The following is a 19,321-nucleotide window of genomic DNA, read 5'->3' as shown; positions in this document are numbered from 1 at the left end:
GCCGTGAAGAACCTTCTCACCGACATCGCCGGCGTCCGGGTCGGCCATGCCGAGGACCCGAAAGTCGGCTCCGGCGCGACCGCGATCATCTTCGATTCTCCCGCGATCGCCGCGATCGACGTTCGCGGCGGCGGCCCCGGCACGCGCGAGGATGCACTGCTCGATCTTGCCAACACGGTCGAGCGCGTCGACGCCATCGCGCTGTCGGGCGGCTCGGCCTTCGGCCTCGACACCGGCGGCGGCGTGCAGGCCTGGCTCGCCGAGCAGGGCCGCGGCCACCGGGTTCGCGAAGCGCTGATCCCGATCGTTCCGGGGGCGATCCTGTTCGACCTGCTCAATGGCGGCGACAAGGCCTGGGGACGCTTCTCGCCCTATCGCGACCTCGGCTATGCCGCGGCGACCGCCGCCGCCAGCGCGGATTTCGCCCTTGGCAGCGTCGGCGCCGGCTTCGGCGCCACCACCGCGACGTTCAAGGGCGGGCTCGGCTCGGCATCGGCCGTGACGCCGAGCGGAATCAAGGTCGCGGCGGTCGTCGCCGTCAACGCCGTGGGCAGCGTCACCGTCGGCAATGGCCCGTGGTTCTGGGCGGCACCGTTCGAGGTGGACGGCGAATTCGGCGGACGCGGCCTGCCGGACAAGTTCACCGAGGACATGCTCCGCATGCGCATCAAGGGCGGGCCTGCCGCAAGCGCGCGCGAAAACACCACCATCGGCGCCGTCGTCACCAACGCGGTCCTGACCAAGCCCCAGGCCAAACGGCTGGCGATGATCGCGCATACCGGCTTCGCCCGCGCGATCTATCCGGTGCACGCGCCGACCGACGGCGACGTGCTGTTTGCCGCCGCCACGTGCGAGAAGCCGATCGAGCCGCTGGTCGGCCTCACCGAGCTCGGCACGATCGCCGCCAACGTCGTCGCCCGCGCGATCGCCCGCGGCGTCTACAGCGCAACGGCCTTGCCCTTTCCGGGCGCGCAGGCGGCCTGGAAGGACCGGTTCGGCTAGGCGAGAAACGAAACGGCCCCCAAAGCGTTACCCGGCGGACCAGGTGCGCGGCCATGCCCTCTTCCGTGATCCGCTTCTTTCGCTATGCGCCCGATACACGCGAGCTGAAGGTGACGTTCGTCAGCGGACGCCTCTATGTCTATGAGGATGTTCCGCCCGAGGTCGCTGCCGCGTTCAGGGATGCGCGCGCAAAAGGAACGTTCTTCAATCGCGAGATCCGCGACCGCTATGCCTATCGTGACATCACGCACGAATATGCGGGCTAAAGCGCGATGCGATGAGGATGAATCGTCATCGCGCTTTAGGTTATTGTTTGAGCATGATCTTTTCGGAAAACCGCTACGCACTTTTCCGGATCATGCTCTAGCTTCGGGATGAGCTCACACGCTGATCGACATCGATGAAGCCGCTGCTCCCGCGGTGGCCTGCGCCTGGCGCTGCATCATTTGTCCGAACCAGTCGTAAGGCGAATTGCCGCCACCTTTCGCATTCGACGCGCTGGCGGCGCCCGGCACCGTCGTCGACATCTTGAAGCCGTCGGCATAGGTGACGGTGGTGGTGGTCGAGCCGTCGGCATTGGTCGTCGTGGTCGACGTCGAGCCGCGGCTGGATTGCGACGAGGAATCCGAGCCATCTCCCGCGCCTTGCGCGTGATCACGGCCGTGACCGCCCCTCAGCGCCTTCGTCATCTCGCCGAGATTGATGCTGCCATCCGCATTCGCGTCCATCTTCGAGAACACGTCGTCGGCCTGGGCCAGGTTGGTGCCGCCCGCACCGAGCGCGTCCTCGAATTCGGACTTGGTGATCTTGCCGTCGCCGTCCGCGTCGATCTGCGAGAACAGATCCTTCAGCGCAGCCTCCCGGCTCTTCGACGTCGAAGAGGTCGAGCTCGACGAGGCCGCGCCGTCGGCCGATTGGCTCTGCGCCGCGAACAGCGCGTTCATCGTCTCCGACGAGATCTGCGGATATTTGCCTGCATTGACCGACGAGGTCGCGCCGGCCGTGCTGCTGCTGCCACTGTCGATTGCGAACGGATTGACCGGCGCGCTCTGCGAGGCGCCCGTCTTGTGCGCCGCCGAGGACGATTTCGAGTTCGTCAGCGACTGGATCGCGTCGAGGGCGCTCGATACCGCACCTAGGGCTAACAACATTGCACAACTCCAACAGGACGCGGCATGCCGCGATCAATGTTCTGCGGCTGAAGTCAGCAAGCACCGTGCCATCGCGAAAAGCTCAATGAAATCCGCACCCATCAGGTCGTGCAGGGCGCGGGAACATCGGCAATTCATGCCGCCAGCGGCAGAAATTTCCGCCCACAGGAAGTGCCTCCCTCCTGCATTGCCCCCCACAAGGGCCCATGTTAGGCGAGGCCATTCGTCGTCCGTCCGCCACGGGAAAACGCGCCATGACCCAAGCTTTCGCCCCCCGCCCACTGGCCATCGCCCCCTCGATCCTGGCCTCGGACTTCTCCAAGCTCGGCGAGGAGGTGCGCAGTGTGGACGCCGCCGGTGCCGACTGGATCCATCTCGACGTGATGGACGGGCATTTCGTTCCGAACATCTCCTACGGCCCTGATGTCATCAAGGCGATGCGCCCGCACACCAAGAAGATCTTCGACGCGCATCTGATGATCTCGCCCTGCGATCCCTATCTCGAGGCCTTCGCCAAAGCCGGCTGCGACCACATCACCGTGCACGCGGAGGCGGGTCCCCACCTGCACCGCTCGCTCCAGGCGATCCGCGCGCTCGGCAAGAAGGCCGGCGTCTCGCTCAATCCGGCGACGCCGATCAGCGCGCTCGAATATGTCCTCGACCTCGTCGACCTCGTGCTGGTGATGTCGGTCAATCCGGGCTTCGGCGGCCAGGCCTTCATTCCCTCCGCGATCAACAAGATCCGCGACATCCGGGCAATGATGGCGGGCCGTCCGATCGACATCGAGGTCGACGGCGGCGTCGGCCCCGATGTTGCGGGCGCGCTCGCCGCGGCCGGCGCCAACGCCTTCGTCGCCGGCACCTCGGTGTTCAAGGGCGGCACGCTGGACGCCTACAAGACCAACATCGCCGCGATCCGCAACGCGGCACTCGGGGCACGCGGCGAGGCGATCTGAGACCATCGCTAACCGAACCGGAGCTGCGGCCGCTGCGACCAACGGGGATGGATGAACTCCGCACCACTCTGTTTTGCGCAGGCCTGCGGCGCCTGCTCGCCGAGACCCTTCAGGAGGGGGAGCAGGTGGTCTGGCAGGGTCAGCCCGACGGCGTTGCCCGCATGATGATGTGGCGGTTTCTCTGGTGGATCGGATTCCCTTGGCTGTTGCTGACAGTCATCGCCGTCAGAAACGATTGGATCGACCAAGCGGCCCAACCTCTCGCGATGCTTGGAGTTGGGATGGTTGCAGCTCCGTTCGTGATGCTGCTGCAAGACCTGCAGACGCTTTATGTGATCACCGACCGCCGCGCGCTGATCGTGCGCACGGCCTGGAGCAGACGCAGCGTGACTGCTACTTCGTTCGATGCCATGGATGCAGTGTTCGAAATCCTCGACATCGGCGGCGGCGTCGGCCACCTCAACTTTGCGTCAGGGTGCTCGACCCGTTCGCCCGATACCGACTACACCGGGCGATATGGGTTTCGCGGTGTTCGAGACGCACGGCGCATCCGGGATATCCTCGATCATGCGCGCACCGGCAAAGAACGTCGGTCGCACCCGGGAAGAACTGCGGCTTCTACGGGTTCTGCAACGCGCAAAGCTTAAAATTGTAGCGTTGGTCCGTACTCATCCGGACTTCACTGATTCGCGCAAATCACTGCAAGTGATTCCTGCCTGTTTTCGCGGGAGCACATCATGACGACGACCCTGGTTTGGACTGGCGTGGCGTTGTGGATTGGTTTCAGTGCGTTTGTCGTGTTTGGTCCATCGGCCGGCCCGGTCGAGGCCCCGGCCCGTTCGGCCCGCAACATCCGCCGCGCCCGCGACAGGGGCGGACGTCCATGCAGATCGCACTCGTGAAGCGTCGGCCGAAGCGCAGGTGCCGGATTCCACGGCGCCCGCATCCGAGCCTCGATGATTTCTTCGGCCGCCTTGAGCGCACCGATGGCACGCTGGACGCTAATACCGGGCCCGACAATTCGGACCTCGAGCGTTCGCTTGGCCCGCCGCGCCGCCACTGAGACTTCTTTTCCGGACCGCCCCATGAAGCCCCATTGCCCGAACTGCCTGAAGGAAATGACCAAGGCCTCCGCGTCGCGTAACCTGTTCAATTGCGAGCCCTGCCGCGAGATCATCCAGTATTTTGGCGGCAGCGCGGATCACGGCGAGCCGGGGCCGCAATTCTCCTGGCCGATCCGCCGCAAGCGCGCCATGGCCGTCCACGCGGCCTGATCCAGCCCCGCAAATCGCCCCGGCCGGCCTAAGCTTCGCCGGCCTCCGGCCCGCCGGCGTCCCCAGCCATCCGCGGCGGCCGCACCACGGTGACGGTGCAGCTCGCCTCCGAGGCCACCTTGGCCGACACGCTGCCGAGCAGCGTGCGCCGGAACGAGCTCTGCCGGGCGCCGATGATGACGTGGTCGACCTGGTTGGCCTCGGCAAACTCCAGGATCGCGGCGGCGGGGTCGACCGCCTCCAGCACGTGAGCCGATAGCCGGCTCTCGTCCAGCTTGAGCGGCGTTGCCCAATGCCTGAGCGCGACCAGGCGCTCGATATGCTTGTTGGAGCCCTGCTCGTCCAATGTCCGATCGATCGCGATCCGGTTCAGCTTGAGCACGTTGACGCAGGCAAGCCGCGCCGAGGGCAAGGTGGCGAGGATGCGCTCGGTGGTCACGCGCAGCGCCTCGTTCAGCTCCGGAGCGCCCTCCGCGGTGTCGAGCGCAACGGCGAGGATCGGGCTCGATGCGATCTGGGCTGCGACGTCCGATTTCGCGCGCGGCGCCATGGCGCCCTGGTTGAAGCGCCGCCGCCAGGCGACACCGAGGGAATCGCGTTTCACCCGCTCCGAGCGTGCGGTGAGCTTGACCTTGTCGGGATGGGCGAGATCGAAGGCGAGCTGGGACGCCGTCGGATAGCGCCACACCGGCTCGATCTCCAGACACCGCAACACCACCTCCTGAAGCCAGGGCGGATAATCCGCGCGAAGCTTCCGCGGCGGATGCGGATCGCGCCACAGCCGGCGCCGCATCGCCCGTAGCGTCTCGCCCTCGCCAAACGGCCGCTCACCGGTGGTGAAGAAATAGAGCAGCACACCGAGCGAAAACAGATCGCTGCGCGGATCGTCGCGCACCCCGAGCAGCCGCTCGGGTGCCATATAGGGCGCGGTGCCGTAAGGCAGGCGGAATTCCTCCTGGAGGAGGTCCGGCAGGTGGTTGTGATGCGACAGGCCGTAGTCGATCAGCACCGCCTCGCCGCTCTCGCGAAACATGATGCTGCTCGGCTTGATGTCGTGATGGATCACGTTCTGCCGATGCAGATCGGCGAGCGCTGTCGCGATCCTGGCGACGAGCTGCCGCGCCTCGTCATAAGGCAGCGGCAGGTCGGGGAGCCGCTTGTACAGCGTGGCACCTGGAATGCGCTCGATCACGACATAGGCTTGGCGGGCGAAATCGCCGGTGCCGAAGCAGGCCGGCACGTGCGGCCCCGCAAGCCGCGGCAGGATCATCATCTCCATCTCGAAGGAGACGATCGCGGCGGGGTCCTCGCCCTCCGACACCCGCGGGATCTTCATCAGCATGGGCACGTCGATGCCGGGATGGGTGACGGTCCACAGCGTCGCCATGCCGCCGGCATGCACGCATTCGCCGATGGTGTAACCGTCGATCTCCGCACCTGATCTGACTAGGGGCTTCGGCATCGGCCTCTAGCGCCCCTGCGACAGGCGGTCGGCGAGCCAATGCGGCAGGCCGTTCTCGCGGATCCGGCTCGCGGCCGTCTCGATATCGTAGGGCGCACGGCAATAGGTGATCTGGCTCGAGACCGTGTCGAACAGTACGAAAGACGCCGACGGATCACCATCGCGGGGCTGGCCGACCGAGCCGAGCACCGCGAGCCATTGCCGTCCGCGCAGGAGCTGCACGGGGACGTCGGTCTTCGGCACGAAGCTCGTCATCTTCGCCGTCACCGACATCGAATAGAGCGCCGGCCTGTGGATGTGGCCGCAGAAGGTGACGTGGGCCTGCGTCGCAATCAGGCTCTTGGCGGCGTCCACGGTCGAGCGGACATAGTGCCAGCGCTGCGGATGCGAGGCTTCCGCGTGCACGAACAGGCGGCCGTCGTCCTCCACCTGCATCGGCAATTCGGCCAGGAACCGCCGCTGTGCGGTGTCGAGGCGGCCGCGGGTCCATTCGATCGCGATCTGCGCCTCGGTGTTCATGGTCTCGGCCGTGGAATTGATCGCCTGGTCGTGATTGCCGCGCACCGCGACGGCGCCCTGCGCGACCAGCTCCATCGCGGTGTCCACCGCCCATTCCGGATCGGCGCCATAGCCGACGAAATCGCCGAGCAGGACGAACTGCTCCGCGCCCCTGGCGCGGGCAACCTTCAGGCAGGCCTCGAACGCCTGCCGGTTGCCATGGATATCCGAGAAGACAGCGAGAAGCACGCACCCTCCACCCTCAAATTCTTATTCGAGGCCGATGAGGCCAAATTGAGGGACGTCAACAAGATGCGCCAGCACCGGGCCGTTTGCCAGCACTGCCCTGCCGTGATGGTGAAAGGCCTATTGCTCGTCCTTCGGCGGCATCCGAGGCGGCGGAATCGGGGTGAACACGGCGCCTTGGGCACCGGCCGGCGGGGCATTGAACTCGCCGGTCGAGGAATCGCCGCCGCTGGTCTCCAGGATGGTCTTGGGCGTCACATACTCCCGGACCATGTCGATCAGGCTGCCGTCGCCGCCGCCGAAATCCGCGGCGCGCCCGCCTTGCGGATGACCGGCCGCGATCTCGTTCTCCGCGGCGTGGGTCTTGTCGGCCAGCCGGTCATTATAGGGCACACGAAAGGCGCGCGGGATGCCGCTCGGACGATTGTCCTCATCCAGCGCCTCGACCCAGAGATAGATCGAGCCGGGATCGCCCTGAAGCGAATGCGGCTCGACGATACGGGCCTTCAGCAGCTTGAAGGTCGCCGGCAGCCGGTCGGAGCTGGCCCAGCCGAGCAGCCCGCGCATTTCGGTGAAGCTGACGACGTAGAAGGTGCTGGTCACGACCACGGCGACCGCCTTCAGCGACCAGTGCAGCCGCGCATAGACCAGAACGACCAGCAGCAGCGCGCCGATGACGGCATAAGCGACCGACAGCGTCAGGATGACCGTCTGCGGATTACTCACGGCGCACCCTCACAGCGTTCCTGCTCACACCGGTCTTGGGATCGACGTCGGCGCCGTTGCGCCAGCTGCTGCGGAACGTCTCCAGCAGCGATTTCGGCCGCTGATCGACATTGACGACCTTACCTTCCGCATCGATGCGGAATCGGACCGCGGTCTTCTCGTCGCCGGTGTGGTCGAGCGTGAACTTGTTGTCGAAGATCACCTGCGCGATCGGATTGAGCTTCTGCACCTTCACATTGGCTGTCACAGGCGCGCCGGTGGTGGCGACGAAATGCGAGACGTTGACGGTGTATTCGCCGGCGAGGATGCCACGCACCGTGACGATCTCCTCGCGGATCGGCGAGGCGATCTTCTTGCCGTTGACGATGATGAAATCGTTGGCCCCGCCGCGATCGTCGCGATCGAGCGTCAGGAAGCCGGCTTCGCGATGGCGATACCAGGCGATGTTGCCGGCGGGATCCTGCACGAACAGGTCGAGATCGTCCGGGTGGTTGTCCGGCCAGTCCAGCGTGATCATGAACTCCGCCTTGGAGTCGATCTTGCCGTCCTTGGCATCCGGAGAGACCGCGAGCAACGCCAGGAAGAACAGGAACGCGATCACCTGCAGCGCCTTGAATAGCATCACGCCGAGGGGATCGAACGGCTCCTCGCGCGGATAGAGACCGAAATCATCCATCATGACGGCGTTCCAACGCCTTTCATTCCAGCGCCTTGGCGCTCGAGCACCGGCGTCACATAGGTCTCGGTCAGCACGACCGCATCCGAGAACACGCGCTGGGTCGCGGCATCCAGCATGTAGTACTGGATGCGGACCAGGATCGAGCCGACGAGGCCGGCGAGCGTCGTGTACATCGCGACCGCCATGCCGTCGCTCATCAAGCCCATGGAGGAGCGCATCGCGACCTTGTCTGCGGCATCGAGCCCCGCAATCGGCGCCAGCATGATGATGAAGCCGATGATGGTGCCGAGCAGGCCGAGCTTCATCAGCGTGTCCGAGACGAAGGCCCCGAATCCGTTGGAGCCGCGCAGGCGGTCGGCGAGCGTCCGCAGCAGCAGCGTCTGATCGACCGGGCGATAATCCTGCGCGGCGGCCTTGGTCACCAGGCTCTCGATGTGGTCGCGCACCAGTCCGCGCGGCAGCGCCACGGAGCTCGCATCGAGCGCCTGGCTGCCGCCAGCCGCCGACAGCACCGCGCGGCAGCGCCGCGCCGCCGCCCCTTCCCGCGCGATCGCCCGCGTCCGCAGGAAGCAATGGCCGCAGGTGAAAATGTAAAGCGCCGCGATGACGCTGGAAATGTAAGTGCGGTCCGAGGTCAGCATCAGATGGATCAGGCCGAAGCGCCACAACAGCACGACGGCAAAGATCGAGAGCCCGGTGAAGATCATCCAGAACAGCAACGCGCTGCGCTCGGATGGATCGGCAGCCTGGCTCGCAATTGGTCCAATCGTCATCGAACTCATGCTGCACCGCTCCTGGCTTGCAAGCACCGGCCTGCAACGTGTCCTCGCCGATTAGATCAAAGCCGCCGTTTCAGGTCCAAAGACCCATGCCTAATCCGGCTTGGGAAATTTGCCCGAGCTGCAATCCCGGCGTTCGCTGCGATTGGCAAGGCACGGCGGCGTTGTTAGGCTGACCTTACCAAACGTCGGGGGTGATCGCATGCGCCTCGTGCTTCAGCTTGTCGCCCGCCTGCTTCTGATCGTAGCGCTGTGCCTGGCAGCCGCGACCGTATGGGCTACGTTCGACGCCTATCGCAGCGTCGATCGGGCGACGGCGGCCTCGGCGCAGCGGGTCGCGCAGGCGCTTCAGGCGCTGTACTGGCGCGAACTGTTGTTGCGCAGCAGCAGGGCGCGCGAGCATCTCCTGCCGGTTCCGGACTGGCGTACCCTGGAGACCGTGAAGCTGATCTCACCCGGCGTCTGCGTCGAGTTCCAGCCCGCCGCGGCATTCGAGAAGCCGCTCTGCGGCCAGAGCGAGGGGCTAGGCAAGACGCCGCCGCGCTGGTTCGCGGCCATCGTGCCGACCTTCCTCGGCAGCCACGCCGAGGTGGTGCGGCCCGTCAGTCCGCGCGCCGCGGCCGCCGGCACCGTCGTTGCGACGCCGGATGCTACCGCCGCGATCTCGCTCGCCTGGGACTACATCCTCAACGTCATCGACGTCGCGCTGCTGATGGCGGCGGCGATCGCCCTGCTCGCCTCGCTCGCCATCGCGCACGCACTTGCGCCGGCGCGCGCGATCGTCACCGCGCTTCAGCGCATGGCGCGCGGTCAGTATCGCACCAGGCTGCCGCGCTTCCGCTCCATGGAGCTGGCGATGATCGGCAGCGCCGTCGGCGAGCTCGGCGGCCGGCTGGAGGAAGCGACCGAGCAGCGCGCCGCGCTGACGCGGCGCCTGATCGAGATCCGCGCCGACGAGCGCCGCGCGCTCGCCCGCGAGCTGCACGACGAGTTCGGGCAGAACCTGTCCGCCATCCTCGCCTTCGCCAACACGATCGAGACGGCGAGCGCGAAGCAGAACGGAGACGATGGGATCGCGCAGGATGCGCGCATGATCTCGCAGGCGACGCACCATCTGATGGCCTCGCTGCGCGATGCGCTGAAGCGGCTGCGCAATCCGCTGCCGGAAGAGCTCGGGCTCGAGGCGAGCCTCGTTAATCTGGTCGACAGCTGGCGCTCGCACAGCGCGGCGCGGCCGGCGATCCAGCTCGATCTCAGGGGCGACCTCACCGACGTCAGCGGTCCGGCCGCCACAACGGCCTATCGCGTGGCACAGGAATGCCTGACCAACGCGCTGCGCCACGGTGCAGCGCGCGAGATCTCGCTCCGCGTCGAGCGGCGCGCGGGCGAGGAGGATGCGCTGCTGATCCGCGTCGAGGACGACGGCGGCGGCGATGCGGAGCGCGTCGCGCAATCGGCCGGCTTCGGCCTGACCGGTATCCGCGAGCGCGTCGCGGCGGCCGGCGGATCGCTGTCGATCCTGTCCGCCCGCGGCGGCCTCAGCGTGGCCGCAACCATTCCGCTCGCTGCGTGAGGCGGAAATGAGCGAGGTGGCGGCAACAGGCATCTCCGTGCTGCTGGTCGACGACCATCCGATCGTGCGGCAAGGCTACCGGCGCGTGCTGGAAAGCCAGGGCGATCTGCATGTCGTGGCGGAAGCCGACAACGCCGCGGACGCCTACAGCGCGTTCAAAGCGCATGACCCCGATGTCGTCGTATTGGATATCTCTATGCCCGGCGCGAGCGGGCTGGAGGCCATTCGCAACATCCGCGCGCGCAGCCCGCGTGCACGCATTCTCGTCTTCACCATGCACAACGAGGCCGTGCTGGTGAAATCAGCCTTCGGCGCCGGCGCATCCGGCTTCGTCACCAAGAGCAGCGAGCCGTCCGCAGTCGTCAACGCCATCCGCAGCGTCGCCCGCGGCGAGCGCGCCATGAGCGATGACATCGCACATGTGCTGGCAGAGGACAGCCTGTCGCCGACCGGCTCGGTGCTGGACCAGCTGGGAGAGCGCGAGATCGAGATCCTGCGCCAGTTCGCCGGCGGCGCCACCAGCGAGGAGATCGCGGCGCATCTCAATCTCAGCGTCAAGACCGTGCAGAACTATCACTACCTGATCAAGTCGAAGACCGGCGCGCGCACCGATGCGCAGCTGGTGCGGCTCGCCGCGACCTGCGGGCTGACGAGGATTTAGCAGCAAAGCTGCCGCACAGCCCTCGAGGGTGCTTCAATCTGCTGAACGAAATTGGAACGGTTCCGATCCAGCCCCGGTTAGTACGGCAGAGAAGGAGTAAAGGGTCATGAGTAAGGGTCACCCCAAGGCAATCGACCATCCCCCGATCATCACCGTAGGCGAGCTCATCGACGAACTTTGCCGCCTGCCGGACACGGCCATCGTCCACTTTCGCTGCCCGATGTTCGATCAGGAACTGACATTCTACCGGCTTCGAAGGCGGTCAAAGGACGCCGTCGAAATCGCAGTCAATGCCTATCCGGATAGTCCGCCGGTCGTGCCGTCGTCCGATCCTGCCTTCCACACGCGAAGACATTCGGCACCCTCGCTCCGCGACGGCGCCGCTCTCCAGAAGACGCGAGGTTGATTGAAAGACCAAGGCGTGAAAGGCGGCCTTAGGCCGCCTTCAACCCACGCCGCAGCAGCGCCAGTGTCGCATCGACGCGCGCGGTGAGATCGGCGTCCTTCCATTCCTCGGCATGGGCCGGATGGTGGAAGCGCACGGTCGCATCGAAGATCGCGCGCGCGGTCGCCTTGACGTCACCCACGGCGAATTCGCCGTTCTTCACTCCGTCGATCAGGATCCCCGCGATCTGGTCGATCATGGTGTCCTTGTGGCATTTGACGGCCGCGCAGGCCTCGCGTGCCAGGGTTAGATAAGTTTCGAACATCTCGGGATCATCGAGCACGCGCGAACGCTTGGCCGCGAACAGGGTGCGCAGCCAGCGGTCGAGCCTGTCAGGCGCCGGCCCCTGCTCCTTGGCGATCGCCAGCAGCGGGGCATCGATGCGGTCGAGCCAGCGCTTGGCAACGGCCTCGCGCAGCGAGGCCTTGCTGGGGAAATGGCGGTAGACGCTGCCGTGGCTCACATCGAGCGCACGGGCAACGTCGACCACGGTGGCCTTGGCAAGTCCGTAGCGCCTGAGCACGTCCTCGGTGACTTCGAGGATCCGCTCCGGCGTCAAGACAACGGCTTCATTCATGCCAGCACCATGTTCCCGTTAGGGGCTCAGTTACCCGGCAGTAGGGCTGCTTCCGAAGCGCCCGTGCCGGTCGTTCGGAAAGCCTATGCCTTAATGAGGCAGTTTTGCAGCCTGCGCCGCGATCTGGCGCGCCACCAGCAAATTGAGCCAATGCCCAATCGCGCCGGTGAAATTGAGGATTTCGGTCGTCATTGTCCAAGTCTCCATTCGTCCGCGGTCCCGTTCTTCAATCCGCCCTCCGATCCGCTGTGGATGTCGGGCTCCCCGGGGCTGTCGCGGGACGCCCAATCGGAGCGTCCGGGAACGGATATACACATCTCGCTGACAGATTTCAATATCTGTCAGTCAATGATCCGTGATTGACAGTTAATATCTGCGGCCAGGCGCCGCCATCCCGGCCGGCCGGTCCGGTGGAAAGGTCGGCGATCCCTCTCTCCCGAAGGCCCAGATCGTTTGTTTCGCCCTGCCCGCTCTGTTAAATCACGGCGTAAAAAGCATTTTGGCCGGCGCCGCCCTTTTCGGGACCGCCCGCCCACCTTCCTGGAGCCGCCCAATGATCCCCCGCTACACCCGCCCGGAAATGGCCTCGATTTGGGAGCCGCAGACCCGGTTCAAGATCTGGTTCGAGATCGAGGCGCATGCGGCGGACGCCCTCGCCGAGCTCGGGACCATCCCCAAGGAGGCCGCCAGGACGGTCTGGGCCAAGGCCAAGGACGCCGTCTTCGACGTCGCCCGCATCGACGAGATCGAGCGCGAGACCAAGCACGACGTCATCGCCTTCCTCACCCACCTCGCCGAGATCGTCGGCCCTGAGGCGCGCTTCGTCCACCAGGGCATGACCTCCTCGGACGTGCTCGACACCTGTCTCAACGTCCAGCTCACCCGCGCCGCCGACCTCTTGCTCACCGACCTCGACAAGGTGCTGGCTGCACTGAAGAAGCGCGCCTTCGAGCACAAGATGACGCCGACCATCGGCCGCAGCCATGGCATCCATGCCGAGCCCGTGACCTTCGGCCTCAAGCTCGCTTATGCCTATGCCGAGTTCACGCGCGCCAAGGAGCGCCTGATCGCGGCACGCAAGGAAGTCGCGACCTGCGCCATCTCCGGCGCCGTCGGCACCTTCGCGCAGATCGACCCGCGCGTCGAAGAGCACGTCGCGAAAGCCATGGGCCTGGTGCCGGAGCCGATCTCGACGCAAGTGATCCCGCGCGACCGTCACGCCATGTATTTCTCGACCCTCGGCGTGATCGCCTCCTCGATCGAGCGCATCGCGGTGGAAGTCCGCCACATGCAGCGCACCGAGGTGCTGGAGGCCGAAGAGTTCTTCTCGGAGGGACAAAAGGGCTCCTCCGCGATGCCGCACAAGCGCAACCCGGTGCTGTCGGAGAACCTCACCGGCCTGTCCCGCATGGTGCGCGCCTATGTGACGCCGGCGCTGGAGAACGTCGTGCTCTGGCACGAGCGCGACATTTCGCACTCCTCGGCCGAGCGCATGATGGGCCCCGACGCGACCGTGACGCTCGACTTCGCGCTGGTGCGCCTCGCCGGCCTGATCGACAAGCTGCTGGTCTATCCCGCCAACATGCAGAAGAACCTCGACCGCCTCGGCGGCCTCGTGCATTCGCAGCGCGTGCTGCTGGCGCTGACCCAGAAGGGCGCCAGCCGCGAGGACGCCTACAAGCTCGTGCAGCGCAACGCCATGCCGGTCTGGCGCGGCGAAGGCGACTTCCTCCAGCTGTTGAAGAAGGACAGTGAGGTGAAGAAATATCTCACCGACGCCGAGATCGAGGAGCAGTTCGACCTCGGCTATCATCTCAAGCACGTCGACACGATCTTCAAGCGCGTGTTCGGCGAGAGCTGAACTTCCCGTCATTCCGGGGCACGCGAAGCGTGAACCCGGAATCTCGCGCTACAATCTCGAGATTCCGGGTCCGAAGTGCTGCGCATCGTCCCGGAATGACAAGAGACCACACAAGAAACGGATGCCCTCATGCCCATCGTCAACCGCGTCGCCGCCCTCTCCGACGAAATGGCCGCCTGGCGCCACGACTTCCACGAGAACCCCGAGCTGCTCTACGAAGTCCACCGCACCGCCGGCATCGTCGCCGATCGCTTGCGCGAATTCGGCTGCGACGAGGTGGTGACGGGCATCGGCCGCACCGGCGTGGTCGGCGTGATCCGCGGCCGCAAGTCGGCATCCGGCAAGACCATCGGCCTGCGCGCCGACATGGACGCGCTGCCGATCATGGAGACGTCGGGCGTGCCCTACGCCTCAAAGGTGCCCGGCAAGATGCACGCCTGCGGCCATGACGGCCATACCGCGATGCTGCTGGGCGCGGCCAAATATCTCGCCGAGACTCGCAATTTCGACGGCACGGCCGTGATGATCTTCCAGCCCGCCGAGGAAGGCGGCGGCGGCGGCAAGGCCATGGTCGAGGACGGGCTGATGACGCGCTGGAACATCCAGGAGGTCTACGGCATGCACAACATGCCGAACCTGCCCGAGGGCCATTTCGCCACCACGCCCGGGCCGATGCTCGCCTCCTCCGACAACATCCAGATCACCGTTCGCGGCAAGGGTGGCCACGCCGGCGCCGGTCCGCACAAATCGGTCGACAGCGTGCTGATCGGCTCGCAGATCGTGGGTGCGCTGCAATCGATCGTGGCGCGCAACGTCGATCCGTTGAAGTCCGCGGTCATCTCGATCACGCAATTCCACTCCGGCACCGCCTTCAACATCATCCCGGAGGTCGCCGAGCTCGCCGGCACCGTGCGCACGCTCGACCCTGAGGTGCGCGATCTCGTCGAACGCCGCATCGGCGAGGTCGCCGACAGCATCGCCCGCGCCTATGGCGGCTCGGCCGAAACGAAATACACGCGGATGTATCCGGTGACGATGAACCATGCCCGCGAGGCCGGCCTTGCCGCAGACGTCGCGCGCGACATCGTCGGCGCCGATCGCGTCAACGACAAGTTCGTTCCGATGATGGGTGCCGAGGACTTCTCCTTCATGCTGGAAGCACGCCCCGGCGCGATGGTGCTGGTCGGCATGGGCGACGGCAACGAGTGCCACCACCCGGCCTACGTCTTCAACGACAACATTCTGGGCCACGGCGCCTCGTTCTGGGCGCGCCTGGTCGAAACGCGGATGCCGGTGGGTTAGGACCGGTCTCGATAATGGGAGACGAGGCGCGGTCTGGTCAGTTGCAGATCTCGCCGGTCATCTTCATGACTCCGCTGCCTGGACTGGCCACCGTACCAAGACGGCAGCCCTTTGCGACCGGTCTGCAGCCGGCTTGATTGCAGATCATCTGACCCGACGCTTGCGATTTTGGTGCTGCAGATTCCGCCTCTTTCCTGTCCTGATCGCGCTTCCTCGGTTCCTCGCGGGTCGCGACCGGCTTCTTCTCTTGCACCTTCTCGCATTCGTTGTCGTCGCCGACGCGATAGCCGGCGCGGCAGGTGATCTTCACGCATTGGTCGCCGTCGGCCTTGAAGCCGAAATTGCACACCAGCGGACAGACCCGTCCGGGCTTTGCCTTCAGCGCGTCGAGTGCGTCGATGCTGGCGAGCTTCACGTCGAACTGGGTGCCGGCGTATTTGTTGAAGAGCGTCAGCGAACGCTGCGCGGCCGAGCTCCACTCGCCCTCCGCCGCTGAGGTCAGGCAGCCGACGCGGCGCAGTTCGCTCTGCACGGATTTCGCGAGTTCGGCCGCGGATAAGGTCGTCTTCGGCCCCGGCGAGAGCGCAGCCACTTTCTGGTTCTCGACTTCGGGCATCTGCCGATCGGCGGCCGGCTTTGCGCCCTGCTCCGCTTTCTCGGCGGCCTGCTTCGCGGCCAGCTCGGCCTTGGCCTTCTCCGCCGCCTGTTTCTCTGCGAGCGCTTGCGCCGCCGCCGCCTCGGCGGTCTTGCGCTGCTTCTCGGCCGCTTCCGCCTTGGCCTGTTCGATCTGCTTTTGCTTCTCCGCAGCGATTCGCGCCTCCTCGGCGGCCTTGGCCGCAGCAGCCGCCTTCTCCTGCTCGGCCTTCTGGGCGCGCTCGGCGATCAGCCTCGCTTTTTCCTGCTCGGCCGCCTTGGCCTTATGTTCGGCTGCCACGCGGGTCTCTTCGGCGCCGATCTTGTTCAACTGCCCCTTGGCGAGGTTGGCATAGAAGCCGTCCGGATACGCCGCCAAAAAGGCTTCCCAGGCATCGCGCGTCGCAAGCTGAAGCGCGAGCTCGTAGTCCCTGCGAACGGCGTCCTGTGGGTTTGCCTGCGGACCGGTTGCCGCCGGCTTCACCACGAGCGGCACGTCGTCGCCGCCAAGCGAGCCGTAGACGTAAGGCTCCTGCTTGTAGCCGGTGGTCTTGAGCACGTCGTCGCGTACGAAGCCGAACGCCTTGCGCAGATCGAGGCCCGGCTTCGGCAGGTGCTCGACCAGCGCGGTAGCAAACGGACTGTTGCGAGAATCGCCGTCGGATGCGGTCGAGCCGGCCTTCGCAGCGAAGGCAATCATCGTATTCGGGCTGGTTGGCTCCACCTTTGCGAGGCCCCGTCCGATCGCCCGCGAGGCCAGCGTGCGCTTCATCGTCTTCGCAAACGGGTTATCGCGGCAGGCATCGAGGATGATCAAACGCAGCTGCTTGGCGGGCTCGACTGCGAACAATGCGCGCTCGACAGGGATGGTCTCGTCGAGAACGTCGCCATCCGTCTCCAGCGTCGCGTCGGTCGGAATGAGATAATTGTTGCCGTCGAGCTCGATGCCGTGGCCGGCATAATAGATCACCGCCATTTCCGCGTCGCGCGACCTGCCGGCGAACTCGCGCAACATGCGCCGCATCTCGCTCGCACTCAGATCCAGCCTGACATCGACGGAATCGAAGCCCGCCTTCTTGAACATGCCGCCGACCAAAGTGGCATCGTTCACGGGATTGGTGAGCTTGGGTGCGCTCTTGTAGGCGGAATTGCCGATGACGAGCGCGACCCGCCGATCGGCATGTGCCGATCCGCAGGCCAGCAAGGTCGCAAAAATCAATAAACCAAACAGCCGAAACGGAATCACTTGCGTCCCCCCGGATGCAATTCCCTGAGACTATCCGGAGCATCGATGAAAGCCAAATTTTCCTATGTGAGGTCGATCACATAAACTCCTCGATTGCGGCTTATGGCTAATGCAGTCGGGCCTCGCCCCACAGGCGCGGCGCGAGCTTGGTCGATCCGACGTGCCATCATACCTATGCCTGCACCACCTCGTGGCGCATCACGAAGGGTGCGAGCAGCGCGTGGACCTCTGTCTCTACCGCTTCGCGCTGGCTCGCCGGCAGGCCCGTCAGCGTCACGGTCGCGATCGAGCCGTGGCTGCCGTGAGGACCGACCTTGACCTTGCAATCGATGCCGCGCTCGACCAGCGGCGCCAGCACCTTGGTGAACACGCGCGCGGCCGCATCCCAGCGCAGCTGCGGCTTGAACACCTTGCCGACGCCCGTCACCGGCATCGGGTCGATCGGGATGACCTGCACCGGAACGGCGGCGCGTTCCGGCGTGCGCTCGCGCACCCAGGCTTCCAGTTCGCCCGGCTCGACCTTTGCACCGGGCTTCAGCTGCACGTAGCCCACCGGCAGTTCGCCGGCGTAAGCATCGGGCTGGCCGACCACGGCGGCGAAACCGACGGCGGGATGGCGGAACATGATCTCCTCGATCGGGGCCGGATCGATGTTGTGGCCACCGCGGATCACAAGATCCTTGGCGCGGCCGGTGATCCAGAGATAGCCGTCGGCATCGAGCCGGCCGAGATCGCCGGAATTGACCCAGACCCCGTCGATGAAGGCACCCTTGTTGTGCTCGTCATTGAGATAGCCGCTGAACACGCCGGGGCCGGCCATGATGACGACCCCGATCTCGTCCGGCTTGCAGTCGCGGATCAAGCAGCCGTCAGCGTCGAGCTGCACGATGCGCACCCGCGCGTAAGGCATGGGAAGGCCGACCGAGCCGAGCCGGATCGGCCGGTCCGGATAAGCGAGCGTGTGCACGCTGGAGGTCTCGGTCATGCCGTAGACCTCGACAACCGGCAGCTTCAGCTTCTCCTGAATCGCCGAGCCGACCGCGACCGGAATCGCCGAGCCGCCGCCGGCCGCATATTTCAGGCTCGAGATATCCGCATTCCCCGGCGGCACCGCGAGCGTCGCGGCGAGCACCGTCGGCACGCTCGACAGCGCTTCGGGCTTGAAGCGCTCGACGAGCTGCCAGATGTTCTTCACCGCATTCGGGTTGCGCCAGCCGCTCGGCGACAGCACGACCAGCGAGCCGCCGCTCGACAGCATCGTCAGCACCTGTGTCAGCGATCCACCGACGTGAAACAGCGGCATGCCGAACAGCAGATTTGCGCCGGGCTTCCCCTTCAACAGCAGATTGAGCGCCCAGGCCTGATAGACTTGGTTGGCATGGGTATGCCGCACCAGCTTGGGCGTACCCGTGGTGCCGCCGGTGTGGAAATAGGCGGCGATATCGCTGCCGCGAATCTGGCGTCCGCTGACGAGCCGGTCCGACGGCTGCTGCTTGATCAGGTCGCTGAAGGCGAAGATGCCATTGGCCGGATCGCCGCCGCCGAACACCTGCACGATGGCCTTCAGATGCTTCAGCTGCGGGCGGATCTGCTCGACCTTCTGCCAGATGTCGGTGCCCGGCATCGGCCCGAGCGCCACCAGGATCTTGGTCTTCGCAGCTTCCAGGATTTCGGCGATCTGGTGCGGCTCGAGCAGCGGATTGACGGGATTGGCGATGCCGGCGGCCTCCGCGCCGAACAGAGTGATGAAAGCATCCGGCACCAAGGGCAGCATGAAGCTGATGACGTCGCCCTTCCCGGCGCCGAGCGCGTGAAACATGTTGGCGGCCTGGGTGACGCGCGCGATGAAATCGCCGTGCGTGACGACCAAAGGCGTGTCGGCCGGATCGGCATTTTGCAGGAACTGGATCGCCGCCCCGTCGGGATTGCGCTCCGCACCAAGCCTGATGGCGTCATAGGTGCTCTCGGCCGCGACGCGCTCGGCGTAGGGAACCTGCTCGAACGCCCGGACCTCCTCGTCCGTGAGCAGAGCCGGATAGTCGTTGCCGATCAACCGATCGAGCGCGTGGATGCCCGCCATGAAATTCCGTCCTCCCTCAGATGCTTGTCCCCGCCCCGTATCTTTTGACGTTTTGGCTCGGCGAAGGGCTCGGCCTAATGCCCGGCCGACCCGGACCAGAATGATGGATGATTTCGCTTTCGTCCATTGCCAAGCCGCAGTGACGCTTGAACCTCTGCGCCTGATCCGGG

General features: G+C 65.7%; 20 protein-coding genes. 11 read left to right on the top strand and 9 right to left on the bottom strand.

Going from position 1 to position 19,321, the window contains the following annotated elements:
* Window positions 1-3: 3 nt before the first annotated feature.
* Both XI05_RS27320 and XI05_RS27315 read left to right on the top strand, forming a co-directional pair.
* The gene (locus tag XI05_RS27320) at window positions 4-1,002 is read left to right on the top strand and encodes a P1 family peptidase (protein ID WP_172782995.1); all 999 of its coding nucleotides are present in this window, start codon (window positions 4-6) and stop codon (window positions 1,000-1,002) included.
* Window positions 1,003-1,055: 53 nt separating this feature from the next.
* Window positions 1,056-1,268, top strand: coding sequence for a KTSC domain-containing protein (locus tag XI05_RS27315; RefSeq protein WP_271507563.1), 213 nt, complete (start codon window positions 1,056-1,058; stop codon window positions 1,266-1,268).
* Window positions 1,269-1,382: 114 nt separating this feature from the next.
* On the opposite strand, the gene XI05_RS27310 is transcribed toward XI05_RS27315, so the two are convergent.
* Entirely contained in the window at window positions 1,383-2,153 is a 771-nt protein-coding gene (locus XI05_RS27310; protein WP_271507559.1) for an EF-hand domain-containing protein, read from the bottom strand.
* 254 nt (window positions 2,154-2,407) lie between these two features.
* Here XI05_RS27310 and rpe point away from each other — a divergent pair, with 254 nt between their 5' ends.
* The 4 genes from rpe (at window position 2,408) to XI05_RS27290 (ending at window position 4,383) form a co-directional block, all read left to right on the top strand.
* Window positions 2,408-3,109, top strand: a complete 702-nt coding sequence (rpe, locus tag XI05_RS27305) for a ribulose-phosphate 3-epimerase (protein WP_271507556.1) — start codon at window positions 2,408-2,410, stop codon at window positions 3,107-3,109.
* Window positions 3,110-3,156: 47 nt separating this feature from the next.
* A complete protein-coding gene (locus XI05_RS27300; RefSeq protein ID WP_271507554.1) occupies window positions 3,157-3,756 on the top strand; it encodes a hypothetical protein in 600 nt (199 codons plus the stop codon).
* Between the two features lie 236 nt (window positions 3,757-3,992).
* On the top strand, window positions 3,993-4,172 hold the full coding sequence (locus tag XI05_RS27295; RefSeq protein ID WP_271507552.1) for a hypothetical protein: 180 nt from the start codon (window positions 3,993-3,995) through the stop codon (window positions 4,170-4,172).
* Window positions 4,173-4,194: 22 nt separating this feature from the next.
* Complete coding sequence (locus tag XI05_RS27290) at window positions 4,195-4,383, top strand: hypothetical protein (protein WP_025037262.1); 189 nt, start codon at window positions 4,195-4,197, stop codon at window positions 4,381-4,383.
* A 28-nt stretch (window positions 4,384-4,411) separates the two neighbouring features.
* Here the strand turns inward: XI05_RS27290 and XI05_RS27285 are convergent, their stop codons facing one another.
* From XI05_RS27285 to XI05_RS27265, 5 genes are all read right to left on the bottom strand, one after another.
* On the bottom strand, window positions 4,412-5,845 hold the full coding sequence (locus XI05_RS27285; protein ID WP_271507550.1) for a serine/threonine protein kinase: 1,434 nt from the start codon (window positions 5,843-5,845) through the stop codon (window positions 4,412-4,414).
* A 6-nt stretch (window positions 5,846-5,851) separates the two neighbouring features.
* Window positions 5,852-6,592: a metallophosphoesterase family protein gene (locus tag XI05_RS27280; RefSeq protein ID WP_271507548.1), complete on the bottom strand. Its 741-nt coding sequence runs from the start codon at window positions 6,590-6,592 to the stop codon at window positions 5,852-5,854.
* Window positions 6,593-6,709: 117 nt separating this feature from the next.
* Window positions 6,710-7,315 (bottom strand): hypothetical protein, encoded by a 606-nt coding sequence (locus tag XI05_RS27275; RefSeq protein WP_271507546.1) that lies wholly within the window; start codon window positions 7,313-7,315, stop codon window positions 6,710-6,712.
* Complete coding sequence (locus tag XI05_RS27270) at window positions 7,308-7,994, bottom strand: hypothetical protein (protein WP_260379859.1); 687 nt, start codon at window positions 7,992-7,994, stop codon at window positions 7,308-7,310. The genes XI05_RS27275 and XI05_RS27270 overlap by 8 nt, the downstream gene beginning before the upstream one ends.
* The gene (locus XI05_RS27265) at window positions 7,991-8,776 is read right to left on the bottom strand and encodes a MotA/TolQ/ExbB proton channel family protein (RefSeq protein ID WP_271507541.1); all 786 of its coding nucleotides are present in this window, start codon (window positions 8,774-8,776) and stop codon (window positions 7,991-7,993) included. The genes XI05_RS27270 and XI05_RS27265 overlap by 4 nt, the downstream gene beginning before the upstream one ends.
* A 199-nt stretch (window positions 8,777-8,975) precedes the next feature.
* On the opposite strand from XI05_RS27265, the gene XI05_RS27260 reads away from it, so the two are divergent.
* The 3 genes from XI05_RS27260 (at window position 8,976) to XI05_RS27250 (ending at window position 11,413) form a co-directional block, all read left to right on the top strand.
* A complete protein-coding gene (locus XI05_RS27260; RefSeq protein ID WP_271507539.1) occupies window positions 8,976-10,346 on the top strand; it encodes a sensor histidine kinase in 1,371 nt (456 codons plus the stop codon).
* 7 nt (window positions 10,347-10,353) lie between these two features.
* Window positions 10,354-11,007: a response regulator gene (locus XI05_RS27255; RefSeq protein ID WP_271507536.1), complete on the top strand. Its 654-nt coding sequence runs from the start codon at window positions 10,354-10,356 to the stop codon at window positions 11,005-11,007.
* A 106-nt stretch (window positions 11,008-11,113) separates the two neighbouring features.
* Window positions 11,114-11,413, top strand: coding sequence for a hypothetical protein (locus XI05_RS27250; RefSeq protein ID WP_172782981.1), 300 nt, complete (start codon window positions 11,114-11,116; stop codon window positions 11,411-11,413).
* Between the two features lie 28 nt (window positions 11,414-11,441).
* Here XI05_RS27250 and XI05_RS27245 read toward each other — a convergent pair whose 3' ends face one another.
* Window positions 11,442-12,029, bottom strand: coding sequence for a TetR family transcriptional regulator (locus tag XI05_RS27245; RefSeq protein ID WP_271507534.1), 588 nt, complete (start codon window positions 12,027-12,029; stop codon window positions 11,442-11,444).
* Window positions 12,030-12,582: 553 nt separating this feature from the next.
* Here XI05_RS27245 and purB point away from each other — a divergent pair.
* On the top strand, window positions 12,583-13,890 hold the full coding sequence (gene purB, locus XI05_RS27240; protein WP_271507531.1) for an adenylosuccinate lyase: 1,308 nt from the start codon (window positions 12,583-12,585) through the stop codon (window positions 13,888-13,890).
* Between the two features lie 129 nt (window positions 13,891-14,019).
* Window positions 14,020-15,192 (top strand): M20 aminoacylase family protein, encoded by a 1,173-nt coding sequence (locus tag XI05_RS27235; RefSeq protein ID WP_271507528.1) that lies wholly within the window; start codon window positions 14,020-14,022, stop codon window positions 15,190-15,192.
* Between the two features lie 37 nt (window positions 15,193-15,229).
* Here XI05_RS27235 and XI05_RS27230 read toward each other — a convergent pair whose 3' ends face one another.
* Window positions 15,230-17,071 carry a caspase family protein gene (locus tag XI05_RS27230; protein WP_271507526.1) on the bottom strand — a complete coding sequence of 614 codons (1,842 nt, stop codon included), beginning with the start codon at window positions 17,069-17,071 and terminating at the stop codon, window positions 15,230-15,232.
* Window positions 17,072-17,243: 172 nt separating this feature from the next.
* Window positions 17,244-19,151, bottom strand: a complete 1,908-nt coding sequence (locus tag XI05_RS27225; RefSeq protein ID WP_271507523.1) for an acyl-CoA synthetase — start codon at window positions 19,149-19,151, stop codon at window positions 17,244-17,246.
* Between the last annotated feature and the right edge of the window lie 170 nt (window positions 19,152-19,321).

The sequence above is a fragment of the Bradyrhizobium sp. CCBAU 11357 genome (assembly GCF_028128865.1).
GTDB lineage: Bacteria > Pseudomonadota > Alphaproteobacteria > Rhizobiales > Xanthobacteraceae > Bradyrhizobium.
This window is presented reverse-complemented; position numbering and strand designations above follow the sequence as displayed.

Excerpts from the sequence above, each read along its gene's own strand:
- XI05_RS27315 (WP_271507563.1), top strand. The coding sequence starts at position 1,056 with ATGCCCTCTTCCGTGATCCGCTTCTTTCGCTATGCGCCCGATACACGC.
- XI05_RS27300 (WP_271507554.1), top strand. The coding sequence starts at position 3,157 with ATGGATGAACTCCGCACCACTCTGTTTTGCGCAGGCCTGCGGCGCCTG.
- XI05_RS27245 (WP_271507534.1), bottom strand. The coding sequence starts at position 12,029 with ATGAATGAAGCCGTTGTCTTGACGCCGGAGCGGATCCTCGAAGTCACC.
- XI05_RS27260 (WP_271507539.1), top strand. The coding sequence starts at position 8,976 with ATGCGCCTCGTGCTTCAGCTTGTCGCCCGCCTGCTTCTGATCGTAGCG.
- XI05_RS27310 (WP_271507559.1), bottom strand. The coding sequence starts at position 2,153 with ATGTTGTTAGCCCTAGGTGCGGTATCGAGCGCCCTCGACGCGATCCAG.
- XI05_RS27265 (WP_271507541.1), bottom strand. The coding sequence starts at position 8,776 with ATGAGTTCGATGACGATTGGACCAATTGCGAGCCAGGCTGCCGATCCA.
- XI05_RS27235 (WP_271507528.1), top strand. The coding sequence starts at position 14,020 with ATGCCCATCGTCAACCGCGTCGCCGCCCTCTCCGACGAAATGGCCGCC.
- rpe (WP_271507556.1), top strand. The coding sequence starts at position 2,408 with ATGACCCAAGCTTTCGCCCCCCGCCCACTGGCCATCGCCCCCTCGATC.
- XI05_RS27270 (WP_260379859.1), bottom strand. The coding sequence starts at position 7,994 with ATGATGGATGATTTCGGTCTCTATCCGCGCGAGGAGCCGTTCGATCCC.
- XI05_RS27290 (WP_025037262.1), top strand. The coding sequence starts at position 4,195 with ATGAAGCCCCATTGCCCGAACTGCCTGAAGGAAATGACCAAGGCCTCC.
- XI05_RS27255 (WP_271507536.1), top strand. The coding sequence starts at position 10,354 with ATGAGCGAGGTGGCGGCAACAGGCATCTCCGTGCTGCTGGTCGACGAC.
- purB (WP_271507531.1), top strand. The coding sequence starts at position 12,583 with ATGATCCCCCGCTACACCCGCCCGGAAATGGCCTCGATTTGGGAGCCG.
- XI05_RS27295 (WP_271507552.1), top strand. The coding sequence starts at position 3,993 with ATGCAGATCGCACTCGTGAAGCGTCGGCCGAAGCGCAGGTGCCGGATT.
- XI05_RS27285 (WP_271507550.1), bottom strand. The coding sequence starts at position 5,845 with ATGCCGAAGCCCCTAGTCAGATCAGGTGCGGAGATCGACGGTTACACC.
- XI05_RS27225 (WP_271507523.1), bottom strand. The coding sequence starts at position 19,151 with ATGGCGGGCATCCACGCGCTCGATCGGTTGATCGGCAACGACTATCCG.
- XI05_RS27250 (WP_172782981.1), top strand. The coding sequence starts at position 11,114 with ATGAGTAAGGGTCACCCCAAGGCAATCGACCATCCCCCGATCATCACC.